Consider the following 25,800-nt stretch of genomic DNA (forward strand, 5'->3'; position numbering starts at 1 on the left):
ACGTAACCGCCACCACCGACAGGTCACCGAAAGGAGAAGCGGTGTTTGCTCCCTCGGCCGAAGCCGATTCCTTCCACACCGCAAATATCCGATGATGATCACCCTCGACCACGTGTCAAAGCAGTACAAGTCGTCGGCCCGGCCGGCGCTCGACAACGTGTCGGTCAAGATCGACAAGGGTGAGTTCGTCTTCCTCATCGGCCCGTCGGGTTCGGGCAAGTCGACGTTCATGCGACTGCTGCTGGCCGAGGAGCATCCGTCGGCGGGCGACATCCGGGTGTCCAAGTTCCACGTCAACAAGCTGCGCGACCGTCACATACCGGGCCTGCGCCAAGTCATTGGTTGCGTGTTCCAGGATTTCCGGCTGCTGCAGCAGAAGTCGGTGTTCGACAACGTCGCATTCGCGCTGGAGGTCATCGGCAAGCGCTCCGAGGTGATCAACCGCGTGGTGCCCGACGTCCTGGAGATGGTCGGGCTCTCCGGCAAGGCCAACCGGCTGCCGGGTGAGCTGTCGGGCGGCGAGCAGCAGCGCGTCGCCATCGCCCGCGCATTCGTCAACCGCCCGCTGGTGCTGATCGCCGACGAGCCGACGGGAAACCTGGACCCCGAAACCAGCAAAGACATCATGGATCTGCTCGAGCGGATCAACCGCACCGGGACCACGGTGCTGATGGCCACCCATGACCACCACATCGTTGACTCGATGCGTCAGCGCGTCCTCGAACTCGAGCTCGGCAGGCTCATCAGAGACGAACAGCGCGGCGTTTACGGAATGGACCGCTAAGTGCGCTTCGGCTTCCTTATCAATGAAGTTCTAACCGGTTTTCGTCGCAACGTCACCATGACCATTGCGATGATCCTGACCACGGCCATCTCCATCGGCTTGTTCGGTGGCGGGTTGCTTGTGGTGCGGCTGGCCGACAACTCCCGCAAGATCTACCTGGACCGGGTGGAGAGCCAGGTCTTTCTGACCAACGACGTCTCCGCCAACGACCCCACCTGCGACGGCGATGCGTGTAAGGCGTTGCGCGCCAAGATCGAGGGCCGCGACGATGTGAAGTCGGTGCGATTCCTGAATCGCGACGACGCCTACAACGACGCGATCAAGAAGTTTCCGCAATACAAGGATGTGGCGGGCAAGGAGGCGTTCCCGGCGTCGTTCATCGTCAAGCTCGACAACCCCGAGCAACACAAGGACTTCGACCAGGCGATGGTCGGCCAACCCGGTGTGCTCAACGTGCTCAATCAAAAGGACTTGATCGACCGATTGTTCGCGGTGCTCGACGGACTTTCCAACGCGGCGTTCGCGGTGGCCTTGGTGCAGGCGGTCGGCGCAGTCCTGTTGATAGCCAACATGGTTCAAGTCGCGGCGTATACCCGCCGCACCGAGATCGGCATCATGCGATTGGTCGGGGCCAGTCGGTGGTATACCCAGTTGCCGTTCTTGGTCGAGGCGATGCTGGCCGCGTTCATCGGTGTGGTCATCTCGATCGTCGGCCTGATCGTGGTGCGCGCCATGTTCCTGGAAAACGCGCTCAACCAGTTTTATCAAGCGAATCTGATTGCCAGGATCGACTACGCTGACATCCTCTACATCGCACCGATCCTGCTGTTCGTCGGCGTGGCGATGGCCGGCGTCACCGGCTACGTCACGCTACGACTCTACGTTCGAAGATAACCATGGCAAAGAAAGCTGACCCGACGAGGAACAGCAACAACAGAGTCGTCGCGACGAATCGCAAAGCGCGACACAACTATTCGATTCTCGACACCTACGAGACCGGGATCCAGTTGGTGGGCACCGAGGTGAAGAGCCTGCGCGACGGCCAAGCGTCGCTGGCCGATGCGTTCGCCACTGTTGACGACGGCGAGATCTGGCTGCGCAACCTGCACATCCCAGAGTATCACCACGGCAGCTGGACCAACCACCCGCCGCGGCGCAACCGCAAACTGTTGTTGCACCGCAAGGAGATTGACAACCTAGTCGGCAAGATCAGGGACGGCAACCTGACGCTGGTGCCGCTGTCGCTGTACTTCTCCGACGGCAAGGTGAAAGTCGAATTGGCCCTGGCCCGCGGTAAGCAGGCGCATGACAAGCGGCAGGACATGGCCCGCCGCGATGCGCAGCGGGAAGTCACGCGCGAGTTGGGCCGACGCGCCAAGGGCATGACCTGACCGGCGTCGTCCTGGCGCTGATGTCGGCGTTCGGTTACGGCATCAGCGATTTCATCGGCGGCATTGCGTCGCGTCGGGTGGCGGCGTTGCGCGTGGTGCTGGTCTCCTATCCGATCGCGCTGGTGCTGCTCGCCGTTTCGGCGTCTGTCGTCGGCGGTGAGATGAGTCACGGCGCGATGTTCTGGGGTGCGATGTGCGGCATCTCGCAGGCGTTCGGCATCTGGTGGTTCTACGCGGCGCTCGGGGCCGGACCGATCTCGGTGGTGTCGCCGCTGACGGCGATTCTGGTGGCGGGCATCCCCGTCGGGGCCGGGTTGGTGCTGGGGGAGCGCCCCAGCGTGATCGCGGCCGCCGGCGTGGTGCTGGCGTTGATCGCGGTGGTGCTGGTGTCCAGGCAAGCCACCGATGAGGATGTCACGCCGCACAGGTTCACGGCCAAGGTGGCGTGGATGACGGTCGGGTCCGGCCTGGCATTCGGGCTCAACTTCGTGCTGATTCACGAGGCGCCGGTCGAGGCCAAGCTGTGGCCGCTGGTGTTCGCGCGGCTGTCGGCCAGCACGCTGGTCTTCGTCATTGCCGCGGTGAGCGCGAATCTGCACCCGCCGACCGGCACGCCGCTTCGGCTTGCGGTGTTCGCCGCGCTTTTGGATGCCGGAGCCAATGTCGCGATGCTGCTGGCGGTGCAGTCCTCGTATCTTTCGCTGGCCGGCGTGCTGATGTCGCTGTATCCGGCGGCGACCGTGCTGCTGGCCATCGTGGTGCTGCGCGAGCGGGTGACGAGATGGCAGACGATCGGCATGGTGCTCGCAGTCACTGCCGTCGCGATGATCGCCGCCGGCTAACCCCCCTCTTTTCGCGAGCGTGCGCGTCTGCGCCGCGACACGCGGCTATTGGCGCGCATTTCGCGCACGCTCGCGCGCGGCGAGCGCTAGGTTCTGCCGAGTGAGCAGCCCATCGCGCCCCGTGACCACCCTCGACAAAGCCGACGTACTGGCCGGCCTGTTCGCCGTATGGGACGAGATCGACACGGTGCTCACAGGCTTGACCGACGAGCAATGGCTGGCCCAGACGCCGCTGCCGGGCTGGTCGGTTCATGACGTGACGGCCCACCTGATCGGCACGGAGTCGATGCTGCAGGGCGTCGCGACACCAGATGCCGACATCGATTTCTCGACGCTCAGCCACGTGCGCAACGACATCGGCGGGATGAACGAGCGGTGGGTTCGCAAGCTCCGCGGCAGCAGCCCAGCCGAGATGCTCGACCGGTTCCGCAGTACGACCGCCAAGCGCCGCGAGCAGCTGACCGCCATGAGCGAAGCGGACTGGAACCAGGTCACTGTGACGCCTGCCGGCCCCGACACGTACGGGAGGTTCATGCGGGTACGCGACTTCGACTGTTGGATGCATTTGCACGACATTCGCGACGCGCTCGACCGGCCGGCCGCGGACCCGGCAGGACCGGCCGCGCGGGTGGCCCTCGACGAGATGACGGCGAGCATGGGCTTCGTCGTCGGCAAGCTCGGCGGTGCACCGGATGGATCGCGGGTGGCGATCGTTCTGACGGGTCCGCTGGCCCGAACGATCAACGTCGCGGTGGACGGGAGGGCCCAGGTGGTGGACGACTTCGGCGGCCAGGAGCCGACGGCGACGATCATCCTCGACGGCCTGCTGTTCACGCGGTTAGCGGGCGGCCGGACGAGCGTCGACCACGACGCGATCAGCTATGGCGGTGACCAGGTCGTCGGCAAGCGGATCGTCGAGCACCTCAATTACGTGATCTAGCTGGGACTATTTAATCGCTGGCCGTTGTTGAAGGCACCGGTAGAATGAAATGTCCTGCCGATGGTCGGCGGGGGTGCGAGGGGCTGAACGGTTTCGACTTCGCGCATCGAATCAAGGGAAGCGTGCCGGTGCAGGCAAGAGACCACCGTAAGCGTCGTTGCAACCAATTAAGCGCCGATTCAAATCAGCGCGACTTCGCCCTCGCTGCCTAAGCGACGGTGAGTCTGTCAGACCGGGAAAGCCCTCGGCCCGGACCCTGGCATCAGCTAGAGGGATCAACCGATGAGTTTGGTCGCGGGACTCATCGGGACACCAACAGCGACTGGGATCGTCATCCTGACTTGTTCGCGTGATCAGGAGATCCGAGTAGAGGCATAGCGAACTGCGCACGGAGAAGCCTCGAGGGAATGCCGTAGGACCCGGGTTCGATTCCCGGCAGCTCCACAAAAGGGGCCGCAGAGATGCGGCCCTTTTTCTTTGGATCATCCACGTCACGCGTTTCGGCCCATATCAGTGGCCAACAGCTGGCCGTCAACGCGATTGCGTGACCGTTGGGGGCATATTCCGGCTTCCAGACATCCGACTCGTTGCTGTGATGCGGCTAGGATGCGTGAAAGATCACGCATCGGAAGGCGCTCGTGGACACTATCGAGGACTTGATGACATCAAACTATCCTTCTCCGAGCTGAATCGTGACCCGGTGAAGGCCCTAGCCGATGTGCTGACCGGGGTCTACGAAACGATCCTGCGCAACGGGACGCTGCCTCGGCCCGACGTCGATGTCCCACTGCCGGCACGCACCGCCCTAGCGTTATAGCTGTCTTTCGCCGCCGTCCACGAACAGCTCGGTTCCGGTCATGAAGCTGCTCTCGTCGGAGGCGAGGAACAGCACCGCGGCGGCGACTTCCTCGGGCCGCCCCACCCGGCCCATCGGCACGTGCGACGCCTGCGCGTCTAGCAGCGCTTGTTCCTGGCCGCTCGGCGCCAGGCCCTTTAGCCCCGGCGTCTCGACTGGACCCGGCACGACGGTGTTGACCCGGATGCCTTTGTCGACCAACTCCGCCGCCCACGTCCGGCCCAGCGACCGGATGGCCGCCTTCGACGCCGCGTACACGCCCATCGCAGGTGTGCCCCCGTACGCCGCGGTCGAACCGGTCAACACGATCGACGCGCCCGGTTTCAGCAGCGGCAACACCTTCTGCAGCGTGAACAGGATTCCGCCGACGTTGATCTGGAATGTGTTGGTGAACTGTTCGACGGTCACGTCGGGCAGCGTCGCCAATTCGCCGCCGCCGGCATTGGCGAACACAACATCTAGGCCGCGTCCACGGGCCCTAATGGCATCGGCAACCTTGTCGAGGTCGTCGAGATTCGACACGTCGCCGCGGATGCCGGTTGCGCCCGCTCCGATCGACGCCACGGCGTCGTCGAGAGTCTTCTGGTTTCGCCCGGTGATGAAGATGTGTGCGCCTTCGGCGGCCAACCGCTTTGCGGTGGCGAGGCCGATGCCGGAGTTGCCGCCGGTGATGAGTGCCGTCTTGCCGGAAAGCTGACCCATGGTGATCTCCTTTGTTCGAGGTCGGCGGAATCGCCATAGCCTCTTAGGTCAGTCCAACACGTGACATGTCACGTTATTCCTGCGACGCTAGGGTCGTCACGAACAGCTCGTCGAGCAGCCAGGCTCTAGGGAGGCAGCGGACGTTTATGCGGCGGATCTCGGTCTTGACGCCGTCAACGATCAAACCGAGAGGGGGCAAGGCCGGATGACGGTTGCTGATCCCCCCGCACGGGCCAGCGTCGACCCCGCGCGGGCAAGTCGTGTCCATCCGAACGGGTCCGCCGGTGCATAACACCCGGGGGCGCCGGGCGCACCAACCGCGACGGCAGGCCTAGGCGCATCAGTGCCGGCCCTACCCGCATATCGGCCCCAGGGGCATAGTGGTCGCCTACTTGTTCAAGACGGAGGTGTAGTAGACGGTGCCGGCCATCGGGACCCAGTGGCTGCTGTGCGGCATGGGGGCTAGTCCGTTGTCGGCCAGAAGCCGACTTATCGGCGTACCGGCCGACCGCCAGCCCAGGTTCTGCAGGTAGGTGGGGACCGCATTGCGCTCGCCCTCGTATCCAAGGTCCGCAACCTCGAGTTCGAAGCCGTGGTCGCGCCATTTGGCGGTGGCTTTGCGCATCATTTCCCGGGCGTTTTCCAGATCCAGATGCGATATGTCGGGGACGGTTTCGGTGGCCAGGCGGCTGCCGTGGGCGCTGAGCGCGGTGATGTTGTCCAGCAGGCGGTCCTGGGCGTCCGGCGGCAGATAGCCGAAAAGGCCCTCGGCGATCCAGGCGGTGGGCCGGTCGCTGTCTAGACCCGCGTCGACCAAGGCGGCCGGCCAGTCGTGGCGCAGGTCGATGGATACGGTGCGCAGGTCGGCCGTCGGGGCGGCGCGCAGACCCGCCAGAGTGGTGGACTTGAACTCGATGACTTGTGGCTGGTCGATCTCGAACACCGTCATATCGGCGGGCCACGACAGCCGGTAGGCGCGCGCGTCGAGACCGGACGCCAGAATCACCGCCTGGCGGATGCCGGCCTGGGTGGCGTCGAGGAAGAACGAGTCGAAATAGCGAGTGCGGGCGGCCATCGCGTCGGGCATGTGCTCCAGCCCCCACGCGGACTCGCTGTCGTCGACGTCGGCGGCGTGAAGTTCACCGGTGGCCCACCGGGTGAAGAAATCGACTCCGACCGCGCGGACCAGGGGTTCGGCGAACGGGTCGTCGATCAAAGGATTCTCGGCTTTGGTGGCTATCGCCCGGGCAGCGGCGACCATCGTTGCCGTTGCGCCGACGCTGGTCGCCACGTCCCAGGTGTCGTTGTCTGTGCGCGCCATGCGCTGTCCCTTCTAATCTCCGCCAAGCCAGATACTTAGCTAGTGAAACGATCCCAGTGAATATGCTCGGCTTGGGGACTCCTGGGCCCGGGCATGAACTCGGTACCGATCGTGTGGGCAACCGGTATGAGCGCCGCCTGCGTCACCTGCTCATACGGGATCCCAAGCACTGCGGCAGCGTCGCGTTCGTGGGCCAGGTGCAATGTCGTCCATGCGGTTCCCAAGCCCCTGGCGCGGGCGGCGAGCATGAAACTCCAGGTTGCGGGCAGTATCGATCCCCACGCTATGGCTTGCCAAAGGTGAGGAGCGTGTTCATACCGGCCTTCGATGCACGGGATGACCAGGACCGGCACCTGCTGGAGGTGCTCAGCCAGGTAGGCGGCGGACTTCATCACGGCCTGCTGTCCGGGAGGCGCCTCCGGCGGCTCGGTCTCTCTTTGGGCCTTCCGGTACAGCTCGCCAAGAGCCCTCTTCAGGTCGACGTCGGTGACGACGACGAAGTGCCAGCCCTGCTGGTTGCCCCCGGTCGGTGCCTGGAAGGCGAGGTCGAAGCACTCCTCCAACAGTTCCCGCTCGACAGGGCGCGACAAATCCAGGCGTTTGCGCACTGTGCGCGTGGTCGACAACAACTGATCCGGCGTTAGGTCAAGCGTCATGTGTGCACGCTCCTCGTTTGGCGCGTCGAACTATCCATGAGCCACCACGCTAGCACAAATGGCAACAGAGTGTTGCCATACGAGCATTTCTGCGCTAGCTTCACGTTGGACGGCCCGCCAGCGAGGACACAGGTAATTGACCGTGGAGCTGACGGACTGGGCTGATATGGCGCCGGTGTTCGCCACGCCGAAATGATCCGAAAGGCTGAGGGGCGAAGGGGATTCGGAGATGAACGTTGTCAAACGAGCGTGGATACCGCTGTTGGTCGTGGTCGTCGTTGCGATCGCGGGATTCACCGTCTACCGCGTGCGGGGAGTGTTCGGCTCGGACAACGAAACCACCAATGCGGGCGCCGGTCTCGCGAACCACGCAAAGCCGTTCAACCCCAAACGGGTGACCTATGAGATCTTCGGGCCAGCGGGCGCCGTCGCGACCATCAACTACCTCGACCTCAGTGCACAGCCGCAGGAAGTAAAAGACGCCACGGTCCTGAAAGACGTTGCGGCGCAGGGGAGGTGACTATACGGCCTTTCCCAGCGAAGTAGTTCCGGTCAAACAAAAAATCTATGGAGGTTTAGAGATGTCAACCCTGCTTCACATCGATTCCTCGGTCCGAGGCGACGACTCGGTGAGTCGTCGACTGACCGCCCGCGCCGCCGATCGGTGGCGGGCCGCCCATGCCGGCGCAACGGTGACCTACCGCGATTTCGGCACCGACCCGATTCCACACCTGGATGCCGCGACCGGACCGGCGCGAATGGTGGCCGCACAGCAGCGCACCGCGGCACAAGACGCGTCGCTCGCGCTCAGCGCCGAACTGATCGAGGAAATCAAACAAGCGGACACGGTCCTGCTCGGTCTTCCGCTGTACAACTTTGGTCCGCCCAGCACGGTCAAGGCCTGGGTCGACCACATCATCGCCCTCGGGCTGTCCATCGACGCCGAGACCCATACCGGCCTGCTCGGCGACACCGACTTCATCGTGCTCGCCAGCCGCGGCGGCGGTTACGGTCCAGGCACGCCGCGCGAAGGCTGGGATCACGCGCAGACCTGGCTCCGACACGCCTTATCGGTGACCGGGCTGCAGCCGCAGATCATCACCGCCGAACTCACGACCGCCGACGCCGACCCGAAGATGGCCCATCTCAAACCGCTTGCCGCCGAGAGCCTCAACCAGGCGCTTGCCGCCATCGACCGGCTCTGGACGGCCAGCGAAGACGCCGCCTAGTGCGGTAAGTCGTCTATGCGCGCGGGTGGCGTCCAGGTGCTGCCGGCTAAAGGTGCGAGCACGACGCGCAGTATCCGGCGGCACTCCTGCTCGGAGGCTGTGCGCTCGTGGGTCTCCGCCCAGAGCACGACGCCGAAGAACGCCAGGTGCGCGATCATTTCGGTGTCGTCGGTGGGTCCCACCTCGCCTCGGGCGCGGGCGCGATCGAAGGCGCGACGAAAGGCGCCGAGCGCACGCTCATTCACGGTATCGACGAGCTCCTTGAGTTCGTCCGAGGTCGACCCGACCGCGCGGTGGACCGCCTGCCCCGGGGGCAAGGCCGCGGTCTCTCCCATCAGGAGCATCAGGGCCAGCAGATCCCCGCCCAGCGAACCGGTATCGGGATCGTGGTCGAAGCGTTCAAGCCCGGGCTCGAGGATGGCCAACAGCAGTGCGCCCTTGGACGGCCACCGCCGATAGATCGTGGTGCGATTGACATTGGCCGCCTTGGCGACTCCCTCGACGGTCAGCCCCGGGAACCCCACCCGTGCCAGTTCGGCCATGGTGGCCTCGCGCACCTTCTCGACCACCCGCTGGCTTCGGGCACCGCGCTGCACGCCCCTTGTTCGCCGCGTCGAACTGTCCATAGCCGCCACCACGCTAGCACCAATGGCATGCGGTTGTTGCCATTTGCAATCTGTGCGCTAGCTTCATGGCGGGCAGACGACCCGAGCGTGACATGCGCCAACCCGTGATCACTTCCAAACGGTCTCGATTCGTGAATTTGCCAGAGCGAGCAGCGTGGCCACAGCGCGGACGACGTCGAGTTCCGGATCCCCAACCCGGCCAACGGCAATGCGTTGAGCTAGTTGCCGTGCCATGGCGGGATCGGGGACACTTCGTTGACAGTGATATCGGCGTCACGCCCGGGTCCGCGCATGCCACTCAATGCGACAAAGACCGGCGCTGTGCACCTCCACGACGCACCCAGGCGATGGTGTCGGATACGCGGCCGAACGGACATCCACCGCACCGCCGAATTCCTCGAAGACAACGGCGCGCGTGACGTGAAGTCTGCATCCAAGGTGTGCGCACCGGAGCGATTGGGTATTCGGTGTACACGTGTACACCGAATCGAAGCTGAACGAACCGGGAGGGGACCTCGTCGAATGGCTGCGTCGCTGCGCGATCTTGCGAGATGGAGTATCAAACCGGCTAAGAATGTCGACACCGCGACGACGCCGAAAGTCAATGTTCTGCGGGGCCTAGCGGCACGGGCCGACCACGCCCTTGCTGCCCGACGATTACCTCAAGTTGCTCAATCCACTGTGGTCGGCGCGCGAGCTTCGCGGTGAAGTGGTCGATGTACAGGCCGAAACCGAGGATTCGGCCACCGTGACAATCAAGCCGGGGTGGGGCTTCTCTGCGGATTATGAGGCCGGTCAATACGTGGGCATCGGGCTTCGCGTTGACGGCCGATGGCACTGGCGGTCCTATTCGCTGACGTCAGTCCCACGCCGCGACAGCAAGCTCATCAGGATCACTGTCAAGGCGACGCCTGAAGGGTTTCTGTCCACACACTTGGTCAATGGTGTGAAACCGGGAACGATTGTTCGCTTGGCGGCACCCAAAGGCGACTTCGCCCTGCCTGACCCACCCCCACCGAAGCTGTTGTTCGTCAGCGCCGGCAGCGGCATCACTCCGCTCATGGCGATGCTGCGTTCACTGACGGCGCGCGGTCAGAGTCCCGACATCGTGCACATCCACTCGGCACCATCGGCGGACGCGGTGATCTTTCACGACGAACTACGCGAGCTCGAAAAGCAGCAGCCCGGTTATCGGTTGCATCTGCAGCTGACCGAGACGGACGGCCACTTCGATTTCGAGAATTTGGCAACGCTGGTGTCGGACTGGAAAGACCGACCCACGTGGGCATGCGGTCCCACCCCAATGCTCGATACGGTCGAGAAAATATGGGAAGACGCGGGAGTGCGCGACGACCTGTACATGGAGCGGTTCACCATCGCGCGTACCGACAAGGGCGGCGAAGGCGGCACCGTCACCTTCTCCATCTCGGACAAGAGCGTCGAGATAGATGGCGCTACTTCACTTCTGGAGGCCGGCGAGAAGGTCGGTATCCAGATGCCGTTCGGCTGCCGGATGGGCATCTGTCAGACGTGTGTGCTCCCGCTGGAATCAGGGCACATCCGCGACTTTCGATCCGGAGAAGAGCACGGCGAGGGCGACCGGATCAACACTTGCATCTCCACCGCATCGGGCGACTGCACGTTGAAAATCTAAGGGGGACAAATGGCTATCACCGACATCAAGCAATACGCACACCTGACCGCCGAGGACGTCGAGCAACTCGCGACGGAACTGGACGCGATCCGAAGCGACATCGAGGAATCGCGCGGTGAGCGCGACTCCCGGTACATCCGACGTACCATCCAACTGCAGCGGGCGTTGGCCGCCGGCGGCCGCGTGGCTTTGTTCGCGAGCAAGAACAAGGTGGCCTGGGTCGTTGGCACAGCGATGCTGGCCGCGGCGAAGATCATCGAGAACATGGAACTCGGCCACAACATCATTCACGGCCAATGGGATTGGATGAACGATCCGGAGATCCATTCCACCGAATGGGAGTGGGACACCACCTCGCCGAGCGTGCATTGGAAGAAGTCGCACAACTTCATTCATCACAAGTACACAAACGTCGTCGGGATGGACGACGACATCGGCTACGGCATCATGCGTCTCACCCGAGACCAACGCTGGGAACGGTGGATGATCGGCAACCCGATCTACAACGTGCTGCTTGGAACCTTGTTCGAATGGGGCGTCGCTCTGCACGGTGTGGAAACAACGAAGTACCGCCGGGGCGAGAAGTCGATGGAGGAGGTTCGCAAGGATCTGCGGATCATCGGCAAGAAAGTCGGCAAGCAGGTCGGCAAGGACTACATCGTCTTCCCCGCTCTGACCGGACCGAACTGGAAGCACACCTTGGGCGCCAACGCCGTCGCCAATCTGATCCGCAATTACTGGTCCTACATGGTGATCTTCTGCGGGCACTTCCCCGACGGTGCAGAGAAGTTCACCAAAGATGAGTTCGAGAACGAGACTCAAGCCGAATGGTATCTGCGACAGATGCTGGGCTCGGCGAACTTTCACGCGGGGCCGGCGATGGCGTTCATGAGTGGCAACCTGTGTTATCAGATCGAACACCACCTGTTTCCCGACCTGCCTAGCAACAGGTATGCAGAAATCAGCGAACGCGTCCAGGCGCTCTGCGAGAAGTACGACCTGCCATACACGACCGGGCCTCTGCTGCGCCAATACGCGCAGTCGTTCTGGACCATCGCCAAGCTCGCATTGCCCGACAAGCTACTGAAGGCAACTGCCGATGACGCTCCCGAAACGAATTCGGAGTTGAAGTTCCGCATCCGCGACGGCGTGCGGGAGAGCTTTGGTGTCGATCACCTCACGGGGAAGCGCCGAGGCCTGCGTACGGCGTTGCGCGAGTTGCAGACTGGAGCCATGGCTAGCGGATAACCTCTCCTGCCAAACGGTTACGGCGCGTCTGCCTCGTCACGCTCCTCTTGTAGTCAATCCTTGCTTCGCAGCAGACGAAGAAGCGTGACGAGAACCAGGCCGCCGACCATGTTCCCGACGGCGGTGTACCCGAACCAATGAAGCCAGCTGATATACCCGAATGGCGCGTTGCCGGTCGCCAGTGCGCCGAAAATCGGCAGTGAATCCAGAATCGAGTGGAACATCTGCAGCCCGGCAAGCAGGAACGCACCTGCGACAGCCGCCGCGAAGACTGCTTATTGCCCGACCTGACCGCCGAGGGTGGGCATCCGGTAGCGCTGGCAGGTCACTGGGTAAACAGCGAAAAGAACTGGTGTGATGGATCATCGGCACCGGGGCGCCCTTTGAGTGTGCCCCTGGTTATCGGATGGCTGAGGTCGACTGTCGACGGATTGTTCACGTGCGCCCAGTCCGTGACGATCGTGCGTTCGATGATCTTCCAGATGTCGTCGCGCTTCTCGTATTTGTCGAGATAGCGCCCACCGACGATGACGTCGACATCCCGAGAACCTGCACCGAACGTGTGCGTCGCGATGGTGTAGATCTCGCCCTCGGCGAGAATGCCGTCGATCACGAAGTTCACGGTGGTCACGTTGTGTTGCATCGATCGGATGTGTGGACGCGAGGCTTCGAGCGTCGTGAGAAACTCATCGACTGACCCCGTTGAGATCTCGCCGTGGGCGTCCGCCGCATCGTGGTGGTAGAGCCCACGCAGCGTCGCAAAGTCGCCGCGATCCACCGCGCGGCAGTAGGTATGGACGAGCTTGCGCAGCGCGAACTCGTCGAGCATCTCCGCCAGCAAGGACTCAGTCGCCGTCATCGCAATAGTCAAGCAGCACAGTGGACCGCCCATGTGCAGACGTGAACTTACTCACGGGTAAGATTTGGCCGCATGGTCGGCGAAGCCGGATTATCCGGGGACGATGCAGGGTCTGGCATTGAGCCGCCCGTCGAGCCGCGGGTTCGCCGCGCGCTCGGGCTGCTCGAGCGATTCGCGCCCGCGCTTGGTTCCAGGTGGGCCGTCGAGTTGTGGTGCACACCGCCGGACGTAGAAGCGAGCTTGCGCATGCCGCCGGGCGTGCCCGCGAGCGTGCCTGTCGAGGCAACGTGGTCTGGACACCGAATCGCGGGGGAGTCCTGGGGTGGCGGCCCGACCGTGTATCTGGTGCACGGATGGGGCGGATGCCGCGCGCATCTCGGCGTCTTCGTGAAACCGCTTGTCGAAGCGGGCCACCGGGTCATCGCCTTCGACCTGCCCAGCCATAACGAGTCAGAACCGGGTGACCTCGCGCCAGGACGCACAACGATCGTCGAATGTGCCGAAGCGGTGAGAGCATTCGTGCGCGCGCACGGACCGGCGCGTGCGATCGTGGCGCATTCCCTTGGCGCCAAGGCCGCCGCACTCGCGGTGTCGCGGGGCGCCCAGGTCGAACGTCTGGTGTTTCTGGCACCGATGGGCGACTTCTCTTGGTACCTGGACATTTTCGCCGATCGCCACGGCTTTGGACCGCGCATCCTCAGTGGGCTGCATCGCCGCCTCGACCGACGGATAGGTATGCCGCTGTTCGATACCGATATCAGCCGAGTGGCCGCAACTCTCGACGATCCGCCGCCCCTTCTGGTGGTCCACGACCCCGATGACCCCGACAGTCCGTACGACATGAGCCAGAAAATCGTCGACGTTTGGCCAGGGTCGACGTTGGTGACCACGCGCGGGCTCGGACGCTTGGCCCACTATCGCATCCTGCGGCACCGCCCCGCGATCAACGCCGGTCTCGAATTCATCGGCCGTGCCACCGCCGAAGCGCGCGAACCCGCCGCCGCGACAAACAGAGCCGGCGAGGTAACGCCGAGGAACTGAGCACGTCTTTTAGCTATGGGACGCGCTCGTGCACGGTCAGGAGCAGATGATCGACTTGGGTTCGCAGCGAAGCTGTTTCGGCTCTCAGGCGTTCAAGTTCGGTTAGCAGTTGAGCGGCCAGCGCGCGCAGCTTGGTGTTGGTCTGCTGTGATCGCCATCGAAGGAGCGCAAAGGCTTGTTCATCGCTGATGCCGTAGATGACCCGCAGCGCTCCTTTGGCCTGCTCGATCTCGGCGCGGGCTTCAACGACCTTCGGCAGGGCTTCGTGGAGGACGTCGCGCCGGTTCTCCTCCATCGCCTGAGTGACGTCGACGTAGTAACCGCGCGTGCCCACGACTTCGCCTGTCTCATCGACGAACTGGTCGGCGACCACAATCACGCTGTGCTCATCACCCGCGGTGTCGTAGAACCGATGTCTACTGGAAAACGAGCCGCCCGTATGCAGCAGATGGTCGAGGAGATCCTGCACCGCCTGGCGGTCGTCGGGATGTTTATGCGACAAGACCAACTCCGTCGTCGGTTCGACCGAGCCCGGCTCATAACCGTGCATTCGGAAGACCTCGTCGGACCACTCCCAGCGCTGATCGGCAAACCAGAAGCTAAAGCTTCCTACGCGCGAGGCGGCGCTACCGCCATCTAGGGCCGCGGCGACTCGACGTGCGATTGAGGCCGCTGTGGGTTGCTGCAGTGTCGTCAGGCACGCGGAGCGAGTGCCATCGTGATCACGCCCATCACGATCCGTGCGCATTGGCATGATGTCACTCCCGTCCCAAGATTCCCGGTGTTCACTGACCACGGCAATCTATGTCTCCGGACATAGATTTGGTATAGCACCATGAGAGGACTTGTGCAATGCAGTGCATATATGTTGCCCTTTACTAGGCACAGATTTCCCATCGATATCGTCAGGACTTGGCACACCCATGGCCACACAGGACACAACGGACAAGGTCAGCAAGGTCGAACCCCCGCCATCCGACCGCGGGGTCTACGGAATCTCGGTGGCTGCCGAACTGTCCGGAATCAGTGTGCAGTCGCTACGGCTCTACGAGCGTCATGGCCTACTGACTCCGGAGCGGAGCGCTGGTGGCACCCGACGCTACAGCGCAGACGACTTGGTGCGGTTGCAGCGCATCGGCGAGCTCGTCGCGGCGGGGGTCAACCTCGCCGGTGTCGTCCGCATTCTCTCGTTGGAGGACCGCAACGCCGCCCTCGGCGACCGGAATATCGCGCTCGAGGATGACAATGCCGCGCTGCGTGCTGGCACCAAGCGCGCCAAAACCCCAAACCGGTCGCGACGGTAGTCCCGCGCGGACCACAACGTCGGTCAGAACTTTGCGACTGCTCCGGCGTCGACGGGTAATGCCGCGCCCGTGATGTACTGCGACTCGTCGGAGGCAAGAAAAAGGACGGCATTGCTGACTGCTCGGGCTTCGATGATCGGTTTTGGCAGCATGTGAAAGTGCCCGATCACCTGTGTCGCGTCGGCCATCGTCGGCTCGGTGAGGTCCGGTCGCACGGTGCGACGGAAGTGGTCGTTGTCGAGCATCGGCGTCAGGATGTTGCCGGGGTGAATCGAATTCACTCTGATCCACTGCGGTGCAAGCTCATTGGCGAGCGAGTGCATCAGGCCGACAACGGCGTGCTTGGCCGAGGCGTAGCCGGCCATGTAGCCGCCGCCGCGCAATCCGAGCATCGAGCTCACCAGGATGATCGATCCGCCGCGGCCGTCGGACATGTGGGGCAGAGCTACTTTGACGGTGTGCATGACGCCGGTCAGATTGATGTCGAGCGTTGTCTGCCAAGCAGACTCGTCGATCGAGGCGGCAGGGGTGGGGTTGCCGCTGATACCCGCGTTGGCGATGACGATATCCGGCCTGCCCAACTGGTCCACGCCCAGCTGCAGCGCGGCGCGCAGGCCCTCGAGGTCTCTGACGTCAGCCTTCGCTGTGACGATGCGCCGATCCAGCTTCTCGACCAGAGCCGCCGTCTCATCGAGATCCGCCTCCGTCGCGCCCGGATATCCGGCGGCGTCGATGTCGTCACACACGTCGACGGCAATGATGTCGGCACCTTCCTCTGCGAGCCGGACCGCGTGTTCGCGGCCCTGACCGCGCGCTGCACCCGTGATGAACGCGACCTTGCCGGCCACCCTGCCAACCGTGTTCGACATTGTTGCCTCTCGTAGCGAAGGAATAGCCTCTATACCTTGCCCGATTCCTGCGCGGGGTGGGTACCGTCACGTCAATGGAACTGATCTCGCCGACCGATTCGATGTTCCTCATCGGTGAGTCCCGTGAACACCCGATGCATGTCGCGGGCCTGCAACTGTTTGAACCGCCCGCGGACAGCGGTCCCGACTTCGTCCGCGACCTTCACCAGACGATCGTCAAGAACGACGACTTTCAGCCGACTTTTCGAAAGCACCCAGGCAGGCTTCTCGGCGGGATCGCCAACTTCGCCTGGGCGTTCGACGACGAGGTGGACATCGACTACCACCTACGTAGGTCGGCGGTGCCGAGGCCAGGCCGGATTCGTGAGCTGCTCGAGCTGACGTCGCGGTGGCACGGCACACTACTCGACCGGCACCGGCCGTTGTGGGAGACGCATCTCGTCGAGGGCCTCGAAGACGGCCGCTTCGCCGTCTACTCCAAGATCCATCACGCGCTGCTCGACGGTATCTCCGCGCAACGCCTGACCATCCGGTCGATGACAACCGATCCTGACGACCGCGAGATCCGGGTGCCGTGGACACTCGGCCCGAAGCGCGCAGCGAAGGAACCGGGGCAGTCACGGTCAGCGTTGCAGTCGATCACCGGCGCGGTCGGTTCGGTCGCCTCGCTGGCCCCCTCCACTCTTTCAGTCGCGAGGGCCGCGCTGCTGGAACAGCAACTGACCCTGCCGTTTCGCGCGCCCAAGACGATGTTCAACGTGCCGATCGGGGGAGCGCGGCGGGTAGCCGCTCAGTCGTGGCCGCTCGCGCGGATCCGTGCCATCAAGTCCGCCGCCGGCGTCACCGTCAACGACGTGGTGCTGGCCATGTGCTCGGGAGCGCTTCGCGCATACCTCATCGAAAGCAACGCACTGCCCGAAAACCCTTTGGTGGCAATGGTTCCGGTCAGCTTGCGCACGGCCGACGAGCAGGATGCCGGCGGCAACATGGTCGGCACCATTCTGTGCAACCTCGCCACCGACACCGCCGACCCCGCCAAGCGACTCGAAGCGATCAACACGTCCATGCGCGACAACAAAAAGGTGTTCGCCGAGCTGCCCCGACCCCAGGCGCTCGCGTTGTCTGCGTTCCTGATGTCGGGTATTGCATTGGCGTTGGTACCCGGGTTCGTGTCGTCGGCGCCGCCGCCGTTCAACATCGTCATCTCCAACGTTCCCGGTGCGCGCGAACCGATGTACTGGAAAGGCGCCCGCCTGGACGGCAACTATCCGCTGTCCATCGCGTTGGACGGGCAAGCCCTGAACATCACGCTGACCAACACCGCCGACAACCTCGACTTCGGCCTCGTCGGCTGCCGCCGCAGCGTTCCACACCTGCAGCGCTTGCTGATTCACCTCGAGGACTCGTTGACGGACTTGGAGCAAGCCGTCGGAATCGCGAGCTGATGTTGTCACTGGCCACGCAGCGGGAGTTCACGGCGTACGGGCCGTCGCACTTGGTCGTGCTCGCCATATTCGCTGTGGGCGCTGTGCTTCTGGTCTGGATCGGGCGACGGCAGAGCGAAGCGCAAGCCCGCGTCCTTGGCCGCGTGCTGGCGGTTCTACTCATCGCGGCGTACGCGGTGGCGTTGGTGTACAAGCTGATCCGACCCGACATCCAAACCTCGGTGCCGCTGCAGCTGTGCGACGTCGCCGAGCTCGCGGCGGCCTACGCGCTGTGGTCCCAACGGCATTGGGCCTTCGCGCTGGCCTATTACTGGGGGCTGCTGCTGAGCTCGCAAGCGTTGATCACCCCTGACGTCGGCACGCCGGCCGAAGGTGCGCCGGATTTTCCCCACCATCTTTTCCTCACGTTTTTCACGCTGCACGTCCTCGTCGTGTGGGCCGCCATCTATCTCACGTGGGGGCAACGAAACCGGCCGAGCTGGCGTGATTACCGCTTCACGGTCGGAGTGACCTTCCTGTGGGCGGCGTTCACGTTCATCTTCAACGCGATAACGGGAACGAACTACGGCTACCTCAACCGCAAGCCGCCCACTGCATCCGTGCTTGATGTCTTGGGTCCGTGGCCGATTTATCTGCTGACCGAGATCGCGATCGTCCTTGCCGTGTGGGCGCTGATGACGTGGCCGTGGCAGCGCAGGTCAGTCACCGAGCCGACCGTGCGAAGCCGCGCGCAAGAGATCTGAACGTGACGAGCTTGCGATACCTGCCGCGGGTGACCGTTGCCGCCGTCAACCCGGTGAGGACGCCGAGGATGAAGTAACCGCGGGCTCGCCTTTTCTTCCGCAGAATCCACGCCGACGCGAGGAAGCCACACATCGCGCCGGTGCCGGCGATCGCCGCGAGCAGAAGCAGTTGCAGCGGTCCGGCCGCACTCATGTGGCGACCTAATCACCTTGGTCGTCAATGCGGAAGCGCACAGCCGTTGTCGTGACCAAACCGAGGGTCTGGCGTTACACGAAGTCCGAGCCCCCGTCGACGTTCACCGTTGCCCCCGTGACGTATCCGTTGCGTTTCGACACCAGGTAAGCCGTGATCGACGCAATTTCCTCCGGAAGGCCGGCGCGGCCGAGATCGCACGGCTGGTGGAAGTGCCTGTCGATCCACGTCATCACATCGTGCGGATTCGACGCATCAAGACCGTCGGCAGCGAGAATGTCCTTGAGGTTTTCGGTGAAGCTCGCGGTCACGATGGTGCCCGGGCACACGCAGTTGACCAGAATGCCATCCTTGGCAAGGCTTTTGGACAAGTTCTTGGTGACGCTGGACAGTGCGGCCTTTGACGCGGTGTAGGCGACGATCCGTGGATTCTGCCGCTGAATGGAATGCGCGGACAGGGTCACGATGCGCGCCCAGTCGGCCGCGCGCAGCATAGGCAGTGCAGCACGAATTGAGCGCACACCCGACATGGTCCCGAGCGCGAAGGCAGCATCCCAATCGCTGTCGTCCATGTCCTCGAAATACCCATCGCCGGGGCCGATCGTGTGCACCAGGCTGTTGAGTTGACCCCACAGATCGGCGACGAAAGCAAACCCCGCAACGATGGACGCGGGATCGGCCATGTCTACCCTGATGCCCACGGCATCAGGAGCGCCTGCGGCCCTGAGTTTTTCCACTGCAGCATCGAGCGCGGCGGCGCCGCGCGCCATCACAGCGACGCTGGCTCCCTCGGCTGCCAAGGTTTCAGCGATGGCCAACCCCATGCCCTTACTTCCGCCTGTGACGACGGCTGTTGATCCGGCTAGCCCTAGGTCCATCGCGGTTCCTCCATGACTCCCAAGCCGCGCAAACAAAATCGGAGTGTGCGTTCTCGGACCTCCGCGCGCTCGCAATCGCCTGTTGCCCATTGCCGTTCGGTGCATGCCCACACCACACCCTGGATCGACTGTGCCGCACTTGTGGCTTCGACATCGTGGAACACACCCTGCTCCAGACCCTGTTGAATCTGGTCGATGAGTGGCTCCAGCATCTCGGCGTAGGCCGGTTGGATCAGCTCCGGCGCTGCGAAACTCTGCGATTGTGCCTCCAGCGACATGCGGCGCAGATCGGTTTTGATGCTCTGGCTGAACGCGAGGTCCAGACGTCCGTCTATCCAGGAGGCAACAGCGTCGGCCGGATCGCTGGCGACCGCCATTTTCCGTTTAAGCCTTCGCTTTTCAGTTTTCGCCATGTCCAGAAAGACCGCAGCTACCAGCTCGTCCTTCGATTCGAAATGGCGATAGAACGCGCGAGTGCTCAGTTGAGCGCGTTGGAGGACTGCAGCGATGCTCAGTCCCTGGACCCCGTGCTCGCGCAGGGCGGCCGACGCTGCGGCCAGGAGCGCCCTGCGCGTATCGGGATCGGGAGCGAGCTTACTTCGCCGCCGCGTCGCTGGGGCGTTCATCCGGTTGCGTCGTACGTGTGTAGGTACTCCGTAAACCGTTCTCGAACTCCTTCTGGGGTGAGGCCGAAGTCGGCCAGTTCGTAGTCGTGCGCGCCGCGCGCACCCGGCCTGTGCTCGGCGGCCCACCGCGCGACCGAATCGGCGGCCGCTTCGGAGAACACCAAGCCAAGGGATTCGTAACTTGATCGCAGGGTGCTCACCGGATTCGACTGCAGCTCCGCGAACGCGACATCGGAAAACCGTTCCTCGCCAACACGTTTGCGGAAGTCCATCGCCCGGCGGACAGCCTCGGCCCAACTGTCGAGTTGCTCTGCACCGAGTTCCACCGGGTCATCGCGATCGCTGCTCCAGCTACGAACGTAACGGATGAGGCTGCAGACCGAACCCATCACCTTGGCAGGATCGCGATGGCTCCACATGAACTTTGCCTCGGGGTACGCCTCGACGAGCGCATCGAGCGCGAACATGTGTACAGGTGTCTTGAGGTGCCACAGGGCCGGTGGGCAGTGCCACTGCAGAAGTTTGAGCACCCGGCGATGGAACGTGTACGTCTCGCGCATATCGCAATCCATCAGCCAGGCCAGATAACTCGGTACACGCACCGCGCCATCGAAGTGGAAGGTGCGAAAGCTCATCCCCATGAGGTCTTGGCATTCCGTCGCGGCCGTCGCCTCCGAGTTGTAGAGCATCCTCATCAACGGGAACATCTCGTCCATCAACTTCAGGCCGGCTTCGGCCTGCGCGATGCGGGGGTCGGTGTACTGCGTTGCGGCCTCCGGCGGCGGGGTCGGAGCCTGCGACTCCCACATCCGTAGCGACCGGAATTGAGGGTCGGCGGCCACCAATTGACTGAGAGCCGTTGTGCCCGTGCGCGGTAGTCCAATGACGAAGACGGGGCCGCCCACCACCTCTTTATCGATTTCGGGATGCCGGGTATAGGTGTCCTCGATCTTGAGGCGCTGGATGAGAGCGTTGCTGATCGTGGCGTGTTGGATCACCGTGCCCATCTCGGACAGCTCGGCTTCGGAATTCAACGCCTCGACTGTGCGCTCGAGTCCCTCCCGGTAGTAGGGCGATCCGAAGTCGTCGAGGCCTGTCGCTGCGCGGGCACCCTCTTCCAATTCGTCTGCGCTGAATGTCATTTCGCGAACCTCTCGTGCACCGCGCGACGGCGGCGGGCAAGGACAGCTGAGCGCTCAGCGGCGGTCACCCGCGTGGTGTCTGCCGGCAACGAGGATGCGACCTTGTCGAAGGGGACCACCCGAGCGAGGGGTGTCGGTGCCGTCGTGGTGCGCACGCAACGAAGGATCATTGCGCCATTGCTGTGGCCTGCGGTGTCGAGCCAGTTCGCAATTCCGGGGTCGCGTTCGCACACCACCACACGAACCAGACCGTCGGCGTCCGTGCAGACCTGGTGGCCGTTGAGACTCGATTGGTGGCGCCCGTAGTGGATGGTCTCCCACCACGGGTTGCCGAGCGAATAACTCCAGTAAACACCTTGCGGAGGTTCAACTTCGAGGATCAGCGCCTCATCGGCAGCGATTTCCCAGCGACCGATGACGGGTCTGTTTTCGGCTGCCGCTCCCATCGCGGTGTGGTCGATCGGGGGTAGAAAGCCGTTCGCCGGCGCCGCCCCGCCGAACTGGAGAAAGAACTGCAGGTTGTCGTGCACAAAGTCGCCGAGCGCGACGAGTTGACGCGACACAAGGGCATCCGGACTGACGGTGGACTGTTCGCGGATGACGCCTTCGCCGAGCCTGTCGATTCGCAGAGAGGACGCCACCTCGGTGTCCCAGTCGTAAAAGAAGTGGCGCACTGTCAAAGTCGGATGATCGCCTTCGATCCGCATCCAGTTCCCGGGGCGCTCCTCGGCAGAGAGGATCACCTCGAAGTTGCCATCCGCGTCCACCTCGAGTTCGTCGACCAATTCGTTTGCGGTCGACACGATTCCGTTCATCGTCTGCAAGCCGACATAGCGAGCGGTGCCACGGTTGCCGGATAGCCGGTAGGTTTCACCGCCTCGCAACGATGCGCGGGTGTAGATGCAGTCCGGGCATTCCATGCCCCACGTGATCACATCGTCAGTGGTGGCGCGCTGCACCGACAGAATCGGCTCCGGATCGAACCGCAGCGCCTCGTCGACGCCGGCGGCGAGCAGTACCAACAGATGGCGCATGCCTGACGCGAAGTCGACCTCATTTCGGGCTGCTGGATCGGACTCGACGATCCGTGCGGCGCCCTCGAGCTTGCGAAGCAGATATGCCCACGCTGCCGATAACCCCATGTCGTCGCCGGCGCTGCCCGTCAATGACGCCTCCGCAATCGAGTGCGGTAACCAGGCCAATGGCTTCTGCTCCACGCTCACGCGGCCTCCGCTCCGAGGATCTAGATCTGCTTATCTGAGAACAGCGTTTTCAGATAACGTGGCATCACTATTACAGTGACGGCCGGAAGTGTCAACGTCGAGCCGTCGAGGGAGATACCCCTAGGAGGTCGCCTGCAGCGTGATCTCGGAAATAGATGTGCGGCTTTGGCCGTCGGTCGTGCCCAATTTGGAGATCCACACGAGCACATTCGACGTCTTGGTCTCGTCGTGCACCTCGATGCGGTTGTGCCCCGGCTGCAGCGGTGTCGTTGGCGTCAACTCGGTGGTGTCAGCCAACTTGGTTGGGGTTTCGGTCGGCGACGAACGGATCTGCACCTCGGTACCCGTGCTGGACAAGTCGATGGTGACGGCGCTCAGCGCGGTCGGTTCGGACAGATGCAGCAAGAGTCCCTCGCCCTCAACGAAATTCGGGAACGGCACCGCGTCTTTATAGGTGACTGTGGACCATGACGTGTCCGGATTGCCGTCGATCGCTTTGCCGGCTTGCTGCGGATTGTCCGGGGCGCCGGCCGGCGAGAATACGGTGGCGCTCAATGGCTTGACCATTGGCCCGGGACGACTCCAAAGACCGAAGCCGTCGGTGAACCACAGAACCGCAGCGGCCGCCACCACGACCACGCCGGCGAGTGCGCCGAGCATTGCGATCCGATTCCGTCGCCCTTTCGGTGCCTTGACGCGCGGTGCCTTGTCGCGCGGTGCCTTGTCGCGCGGCTTCGGCCATCGCCTCTTGGGTGACGGGGTGGCCGAGACGTTGACGATCGTGTCGGCGTCCAGCAGGTTGCCGTCCCAGACGCCACTGACCTCGACCTCATCGCCGTCAGCGAGCTGACCCGCTCCGAGTTGAGTCGGGATCTCCACGGGTACCAAGGCACGCCCGCCGGCTACTGGGTCATGTGGCACGACGTCGAACGACAAGATCCCGACCTCACCGTGCGCGCCGCTGTGCTGGACTCCGCGTGCGGTGCCGTGAACGACCAAACGCTCGAGACGTTGCGTGTGTGATCGGCCGCCAGATCCCGACGCTTGGCCGGATTGGCCTACAGGCGCAGCCACATCGGGGCGCGGGGTCTGCTGGGTGAGCGCACGGGCGAAGTCAAGACACGTCGGGTATCGGTCGGCCGGGTCTTTGGCCAGTGCCCGTGCGAGTATGGCGTCGAGGTGCGCGAGGTCGGGTCGGCGCTGCGAGAGCCGAGGTGCCGGGGTGCCGAGGTGGTGGCTGATGACAACGGCGCGATTTGAGTCTTCAAACGGTGGCGATCCGGTCAGCAGGTGAAAAGCCGTGGCCGCCAACGCATATTGGTCTGCCCGGCCGTCCAGCGGCTTGCCCAGCAACTGCTCGGGGGCGATGTAGCTGATCGTTCCCACGGCGACATCGGCGTCGGTGAGGTTGCTGACGTCATCGATGCGGCGGGCGATGCCGAAGTCGGTCAACAGCACTCTGCGTCGGTGACCGTCGGACGCGTTCACGAGAATGTTCTCGGGTTTGACGTCGCGATGAAGCAGACGGCGCTCATGGCCGAAATCGAGCGCATCCGCCATCGCTGTCACTATCTCCGCGACGTCTTCTTCGGGCATGCCTTTCGGGTAGCGCTCCCGAATCAAACGACCCGCGTCAGTGCCGTCCACGTAGTCCATGGAGATCCACAGTCGGCCATTGAACTCGCCACGATCGAGAACGCGGACGATGTGCGGGTGCCACAGCGTCGCGGCCAACTCGGCCTCACGGGTGAATCTGGCTCGAAACTCGTCGTCCCTGGTCGAGGCCGACGACAAGATCTTCAGCGCGTCTCGCCGAGGCAGGCGTGGATGCTGGGCGAGGTAGACCTCGCCCATCCCACCGGTGCCGATCATCCGCTGAATGACGTAACCAGCGAAGACGTCACCGTTGTTGAACGGCATCCCGAAAGCCTACAAACCAGCACGGCTCGGTCGCGAACTCCGCAGTTGGCGGTCATCGTCGAAATGGGTAAAGCCTCCAATGCCCGCTCGTAAGGTGGCGTGGTGACGCTGTTGCTCGGCCCCGTCCTGCGGCACGTTTCAGACACGACGGCGCTGGTGTGGGTCCAAACCGAGCACCCGGGAACAGCGGAGGTCCTCGGTTACGCAGCGGGGACGTTCACTGTGCGGCAGTGGCTCGGCGGAGTGGGGCACCGCGGTCCATCAACTCGTGTGCTCGCTGATCAACAACTACGTGCCGCTACTCCTCAAGCCGGTGTTCACCATGAGCTGGTTGCGCCCTGCGTCCGTGCTCGCTCACTGGACAGGCACGCAAAAAGTAAGCGCCGCAGGCAATATCGCAGCCTTCAACTTCTTGCTGGAACCGCGCTCCCCGCCGTCGAGTTCGTACGTGATCGGCTCGGCGAACTTGACATCGATCATCCGACCCCGCGTCATCTCGACGTACGACGAGACGTCCGACCGACCCGTCGCGGCGCGGCCGAGGGTGCGTGCCCACTGCAGTGCACCCTGGGCGGTGACGACCCCGACGTCAAGGTAGCCGTCGTCTGGCTCGGCGTCGTCGAAAGCGCGGATGCCGCCGGTGATGGTGCCGACGTTGCCGAACAGGACGCAGGTTGCCGGCCCCTCAAACCATTTCCGCCCGTCGACTCGGATCTTCGTCCGCACCGGGTTGTCTCGCACGTGGCGCAGTCCGGTCAACACGTAGGCCAGCCGTCCGGCGCGGTCCTTTAATCGTCCATCCGCATCACTGATCATCTGCGCGTCAAACCCGGCCCCGGCCATAACGGCGAAGTGTTCGCCATTCAACGTGCCGAGGTCGAGGCGCCTGCGTGCGCCGTGGAACGCTATGCGTACGGCCTCCTGCAGATCGGTCGGGACACCGAGGTTGTTGGCAAGTTGATTCGCGGTGCCTGCCGGGATGATCGCGACAGCGGCGTCCGAGCCGGCCAGCGCGTCGACGCACCGCTGAAGCGTGCCGTCGCCGCCCCACACGAGGACCAGATCGACACCATCCTCGAGCGTGCGCCGTGCCCGCTTGCGGGCTTTGCGGCTCTTGGACACCTCGTGCCAGACGGGGTCGTCGAATCCCTCCTCTGCGACCAGCTTTCGGAGTTCGTCCAGACCGCCACCGAGGGACTTCTTCCGATGGGCGATGACCGCGACCCGTTTTGGCGGTGCTGAGCGAGCGGCTTCCATGAAGCCTCCTACCCGGTCGACTGTTGGTGTGTTCAGGCCACTGCGAGTTCG

General features: G+C 63.6%; 26 protein-coding genes, 1 other RNA gene and 3 pseudogenes. 15 read left to right on the plus strand and 15 right to left on the minus strand.

The window, feature by feature from the left end:
* Positions 1 to 94 precede the first annotated feature (94 nt).
* From ftsE to ssrA, 6 genes are all read left to right on the plus strand, one after another.
* Positions 95 to 784, plus strand: coding sequence for a cell division ATP-binding protein FtsE (gene ftsE, locus MYCSM_RS07605; RefSeq protein ID WP_041313443.1), 690 nt, complete (start codon positions 95 to 97; stop codon positions 782 to 784).
* Entirely contained in the window at positions 785 to 1,678 is an 894-nt protein-coding gene (gene ftsX / locus MYCSM_RS07610) for a permease-like cell division protein FtsX (RefSeq protein WP_015305564.1), read from the plus strand.
* 2 nt (positions 1,679 to 1,680) lie between these two features.
* Positions 1,681 to 2,175, plus strand: a complete 495-nt coding sequence (smpB, locus tag MYCSM_RS07615; RefSeq protein ID WP_015305565.1) for an SsrA-binding protein SmpB — start codon at positions 1,681 to 1,683, stop codon at positions 2,173 to 2,175.
* The gene (locus tag MYCSM_RS07620) at positions 2,172 to 3,017 is read left to right on the plus strand and encodes a DMT family transporter (protein WP_257720757.1); all 846 of its coding nucleotides are present in this window, start codon (positions 2,172 to 2,174) and stop codon (positions 3,015 to 3,017) included. Before smpB ends, MYCSM_RS07620 begins: the two co-directional genes overlap by 4 nt.
* A 100-nt stretch (positions 3,018 to 3,117) precedes the next feature.
* Positions 3,118 to 3,957, plus strand: coding sequence for a maleylpyruvate isomerase family mycothiol-dependent enzyme (locus MYCSM_RS07625; RefSeq protein WP_041311486.1), 840 nt, complete (start codon positions 3,118 to 3,120; stop codon positions 3,955 to 3,957).
* 79 nt (positions 3,958 to 4,036) lie between these two features.
* Positions 4,037 to 4,404: a transfer-messenger RNA gene (gene ssrA, locus MYCSM_RS35800) on the plus strand.
* A gap of 364 nt (positions 4,405 to 4,768) precedes the next feature.
* On the opposite strand, the gene MYCSM_RS07635 is transcribed toward ssrA, so the two are convergent.
* The 3 genes from MYCSM_RS07635 to MYCSM_RS07650 form a co-directional block, all read right to left on the minus strand.
* Positions 4,769 to 5,515, minus strand: coding sequence for an SDR family oxidoreductase (locus tag MYCSM_RS07635; RefSeq protein WP_015305569.1), 747 nt, complete (start codon positions 5,513 to 5,515; stop codon positions 4,769 to 4,771).
* A gap of 388 nt (positions 5,516 to 5,903) precedes the next feature.
* Positions 5,904 to 6,836 (minus strand): class I SAM-dependent methyltransferase, encoded by a 933-nt coding sequence (locus MYCSM_RS07645; RefSeq protein ID WP_015305571.1) that lies wholly within the window; start codon positions 6,834 to 6,836, stop codon positions 5,904 to 5,906.
* A gap of 35 nt (positions 6,837 to 6,871) precedes the next feature.
* A complete protein-coding gene (locus MYCSM_RS07650; RefSeq protein ID WP_015305572.1) occupies positions 6,872 to 7,492 on the minus strand; it encodes a nitroreductase family protein in 621 nt (206 codons plus the stop codon).
* 229 nt (positions 7,493 to 7,721) lie between these two features.
* Here MYCSM_RS07650 and MYCSM_RS07655 point away from each other — a divergent pair, with 229 nt between their 5' ends.
* Both MYCSM_RS07655 and MYCSM_RS07660 read left to right on the plus strand, forming a co-directional pair.
* On the plus strand, positions 7,722 to 8,012 hold the full coding sequence (locus MYCSM_RS07655; protein WP_015305573.1) for an MmpS family transport accessory protein: 291 nt from the start codon (positions 7,722 to 7,724) through the stop codon (positions 8,010 to 8,012).
* Between the two features lie 61 nt (positions 8,013 to 8,073).
* On the plus strand, positions 8,074 to 8,721 hold the full coding sequence (locus MYCSM_RS07660) for an FMN-dependent NADH-azoreductase (protein WP_015305574.1): 648 nt from the start codon (positions 8,074 to 8,076) through the stop codon (positions 8,719 to 8,721).
* Here the strand turns inward: MYCSM_RS07660 and MYCSM_RS35205 are convergent.
* Entirely contained in the window at positions 8,718 to 9,347 is a 630-nt protein-coding gene (locus MYCSM_RS35205) for a TetR/AcrR family transcriptional regulator (RefSeq protein ID WP_015305575.1), read from the minus strand. The genes MYCSM_RS07660 and MYCSM_RS35205 overlap by 4 nt on opposite strands.
* Positions 9,348 to 9,869: 522 nt before the next feature.
* On the opposite strand from MYCSM_RS35205, the pseudogene MYCSM_RS07670 reads away from it, so the two are divergent.
* Both MYCSM_RS07670 and MYCSM_RS07675 read left to right on the plus strand, forming a co-directional pair.
* A pseudogene (locus MYCSM_RS07670) lies at positions 9,870 to 11,001 on the plus strand (ferredoxin reductase).
* 9 nt (positions 11,002 to 11,010) lie between these two features.
* Positions 11,011 to 12,249 (plus strand): fatty acid desaturase family protein, encoded by a 1,239-nt coding sequence (locus MYCSM_RS07675; RefSeq protein WP_015305576.1) that lies wholly within the window; start codon positions 11,011 to 11,013, stop codon positions 12,247 to 12,249.
* 53 nt (positions 12,250 to 12,302) lie between these two features.
* Here MYCSM_RS07675 and MYCSM_RS38085 read toward each other — a convergent pair.
* Together MYCSM_RS38085 and MYCSM_RS07685 are read right to left on the minus strand one after the other, a co-directional pair.
* Positions 12,303 to 12,515, minus strand: a pseudogene (locus MYCSM_RS38085) (formate/nitrite transporter family protein); the annotation flags it as partial.
* A 59-nt stretch (positions 12,516 to 12,574) separates the two neighbouring features.
* Entirely contained in the window at positions 12,575 to 13,108 is a 534-nt protein-coding gene (locus tag MYCSM_RS07685; RefSeq protein WP_041311493.1) for a nuclear transport factor 2 family protein, read from the minus strand.
* Between the two features lie 72 nt (positions 13,109 to 13,180).
* Here MYCSM_RS07685 and MYCSM_RS07690 point away from each other — a divergent pair, with 72 nt between their 5' ends.
* Positions 13,181 to 14,149 (plus strand): alpha/beta fold hydrolase, encoded by a 969-nt coding sequence (locus MYCSM_RS07690; protein WP_015305578.1) that lies wholly within the window; start codon positions 13,181 to 13,183, stop codon positions 14,147 to 14,149.
* 13 nt (positions 14,150 to 14,162) lie between these two features.
* Here the strand turns inward: MYCSM_RS07690 and MYCSM_RS07695 are convergent, their stop codons facing one another.
* Positions 14,163 to 14,903 carry a PAS and ANTAR domain-containing protein gene (locus MYCSM_RS07695; RefSeq protein WP_083906252.1) on the minus strand — a complete coding sequence of 247 codons (741 nt, stop codon included), beginning with the start codon at positions 14,901 to 14,903 and terminating at the stop codon, positions 14,163 to 14,165.
* Between the two features lie 169 nt (positions 14,904 to 15,072).
* Between MYCSM_RS07695 and MYCSM_RS07700 the strand changes: the two genes are divergently transcribed.
* Positions 15,073 to 15,453 carry a MerR family transcriptional regulator gene (locus MYCSM_RS07700; protein WP_015305579.1) on the plus strand — a complete coding sequence of 127 codons (381 nt, stop codon included), beginning with the start codon at positions 15,073 to 15,075 and terminating at the stop codon, positions 15,451 to 15,453.
* A gap of 23 nt (positions 15,454 to 15,476) precedes the next feature.
* Here MYCSM_RS07700 and MYCSM_RS07705 read toward each other — a convergent pair whose 3' ends face one another.
* Positions 15,477 to 16,322, minus strand: coding sequence for a mycofactocin-coupled SDR family oxidoreductase (locus tag MYCSM_RS07705; RefSeq protein ID WP_015305580.1), 846 nt, complete (start codon positions 16,320 to 16,322; stop codon positions 15,477 to 15,479).
* 74 nt (positions 16,323 to 16,396) lie between these two features.
* Here MYCSM_RS07705 and MYCSM_RS07710 point away from each other — a divergent pair, with 74 nt between their 5' ends.
* Positions 16,397 to 17,767, plus strand: coding sequence for a WS/DGAT/MGAT family O-acyltransferase (locus tag MYCSM_RS07710; protein ID WP_015305581.1), 1,371 nt, complete (start codon positions 16,397 to 16,399; stop codon positions 17,765 to 17,767).
* Complete coding sequence (locus MYCSM_RS07715; protein ID WP_015305582.1) at positions 17,767 to 18,510, plus strand: YwaF family protein; 744 nt, start codon at positions 17,767 to 17,769, stop codon at positions 18,508 to 18,510. The genes MYCSM_RS07710 and MYCSM_RS07715 overlap by 1 nt, the downstream gene beginning before the upstream one ends.
* Here the strand turns inward: MYCSM_RS07715 and MYCSM_RS07720 are convergent.
* The 6 genes from MYCSM_RS07720 to MYCSM_RS07745 all read right to left on the minus strand — a co-directional run bounded on the left by MYCSM_RS07720 (position 18,470) and on the right by MYCSM_RS07745 (position 24,492).
* Positions 18,470 to 18,703 carry a hypothetical protein gene (locus MYCSM_RS07720; protein WP_015305583.1) on the minus strand — a complete coding sequence of 78 codons (234 nt, stop codon included), beginning with the start codon at positions 18,701 to 18,703 and terminating at the stop codon, positions 18,470 to 18,472. The genes MYCSM_RS07715 and MYCSM_RS07720 overlap by 41 nt on opposite strands.
* A 74-nt stretch (positions 18,704 to 18,777) precedes the next feature.
* On the minus strand, positions 18,778 to 19,581 hold the full coding sequence (locus tag MYCSM_RS07725; RefSeq protein WP_015305584.1) for an SDR family NAD(P)-dependent oxidoreductase: 804 nt from the start codon (positions 19,579 to 19,581) through the stop codon (positions 18,778 to 18,780).
* Complete coding sequence (locus tag MYCSM_RS07730) at positions 19,572 to 20,207, minus strand: TetR/AcrR family transcriptional regulator (RefSeq protein WP_015305585.1); 636 nt, start codon at positions 20,205 to 20,207, stop codon at positions 19,572 to 19,574. The genes MYCSM_RS07725 and MYCSM_RS07730 overlap by 10 nt, the downstream gene beginning before the upstream one ends.
* Positions 20,204 to 21,349 (minus strand): sulfotransferase family protein, encoded by a 1,146-nt coding sequence (locus tag MYCSM_RS07735; protein ID WP_015305586.1) that lies wholly within the window; start codon positions 21,347 to 21,349, stop codon positions 20,204 to 20,206. The genes MYCSM_RS07730 and MYCSM_RS07735 overlap by 4 nt, the downstream gene beginning before the upstream one ends.
* Positions 21,346 to 22,572 carry a DUF1214 domain-containing protein gene (locus MYCSM_RS07740; RefSeq protein ID WP_015305587.1) on the minus strand — a complete coding sequence of 409 codons (1,227 nt, stop codon included), beginning with the start codon at positions 22,570 to 22,572 and terminating at the stop codon, positions 21,346 to 21,348. The genes MYCSM_RS07735 and MYCSM_RS07740 overlap by 4 nt, the downstream gene beginning before the upstream one ends.
* 120 nt (positions 22,573 to 22,692) lie before the next feature.
* Positions 22,693 to 24,492, minus strand: coding sequence for a serine/threonine-protein kinase (locus MYCSM_RS07745; protein WP_015305588.1), 1,800 nt, complete (start codon positions 24,490 to 24,492; stop codon positions 22,693 to 22,695).
* 102 nt (positions 24,493 to 24,594) lie between these two features.
* Between MYCSM_RS07745 and MYCSM_RS39010 the strand changes: the two are divergent.
* Positions 24,595 to 24,720: pseudogene (locus tag MYCSM_RS39010) on the plus strand (DUF7800 domain-containing protein); the annotation flags it as partial.
* 126 nt (positions 24,721 to 24,846) lie between these two features.
* Here the strand turns inward: MYCSM_RS39010 and MYCSM_RS07750 are convergent.
* Positions 24,847 to 25,749: a diacylglycerol/lipid kinase family protein gene (locus tag MYCSM_RS07750; RefSeq protein ID WP_015305589.1), complete on the minus strand. Its 903-nt coding sequence runs from the start codon at positions 25,747 to 25,749 to the stop codon at positions 24,847 to 24,849.
* Between the last annotated feature and the right edge of the window lie 51 nt (positions 25,750 to 25,800).

The organism is Mycobacterium sp. JS623 (genome assembly GCF_000328565.1).
In the GTDB taxonomy this organism is placed as follows: domain Bacteria; phylum Actinomycetota; class Actinomycetes; order Mycobacteriales; family Mycobacteriaceae; genus Mycobacterium.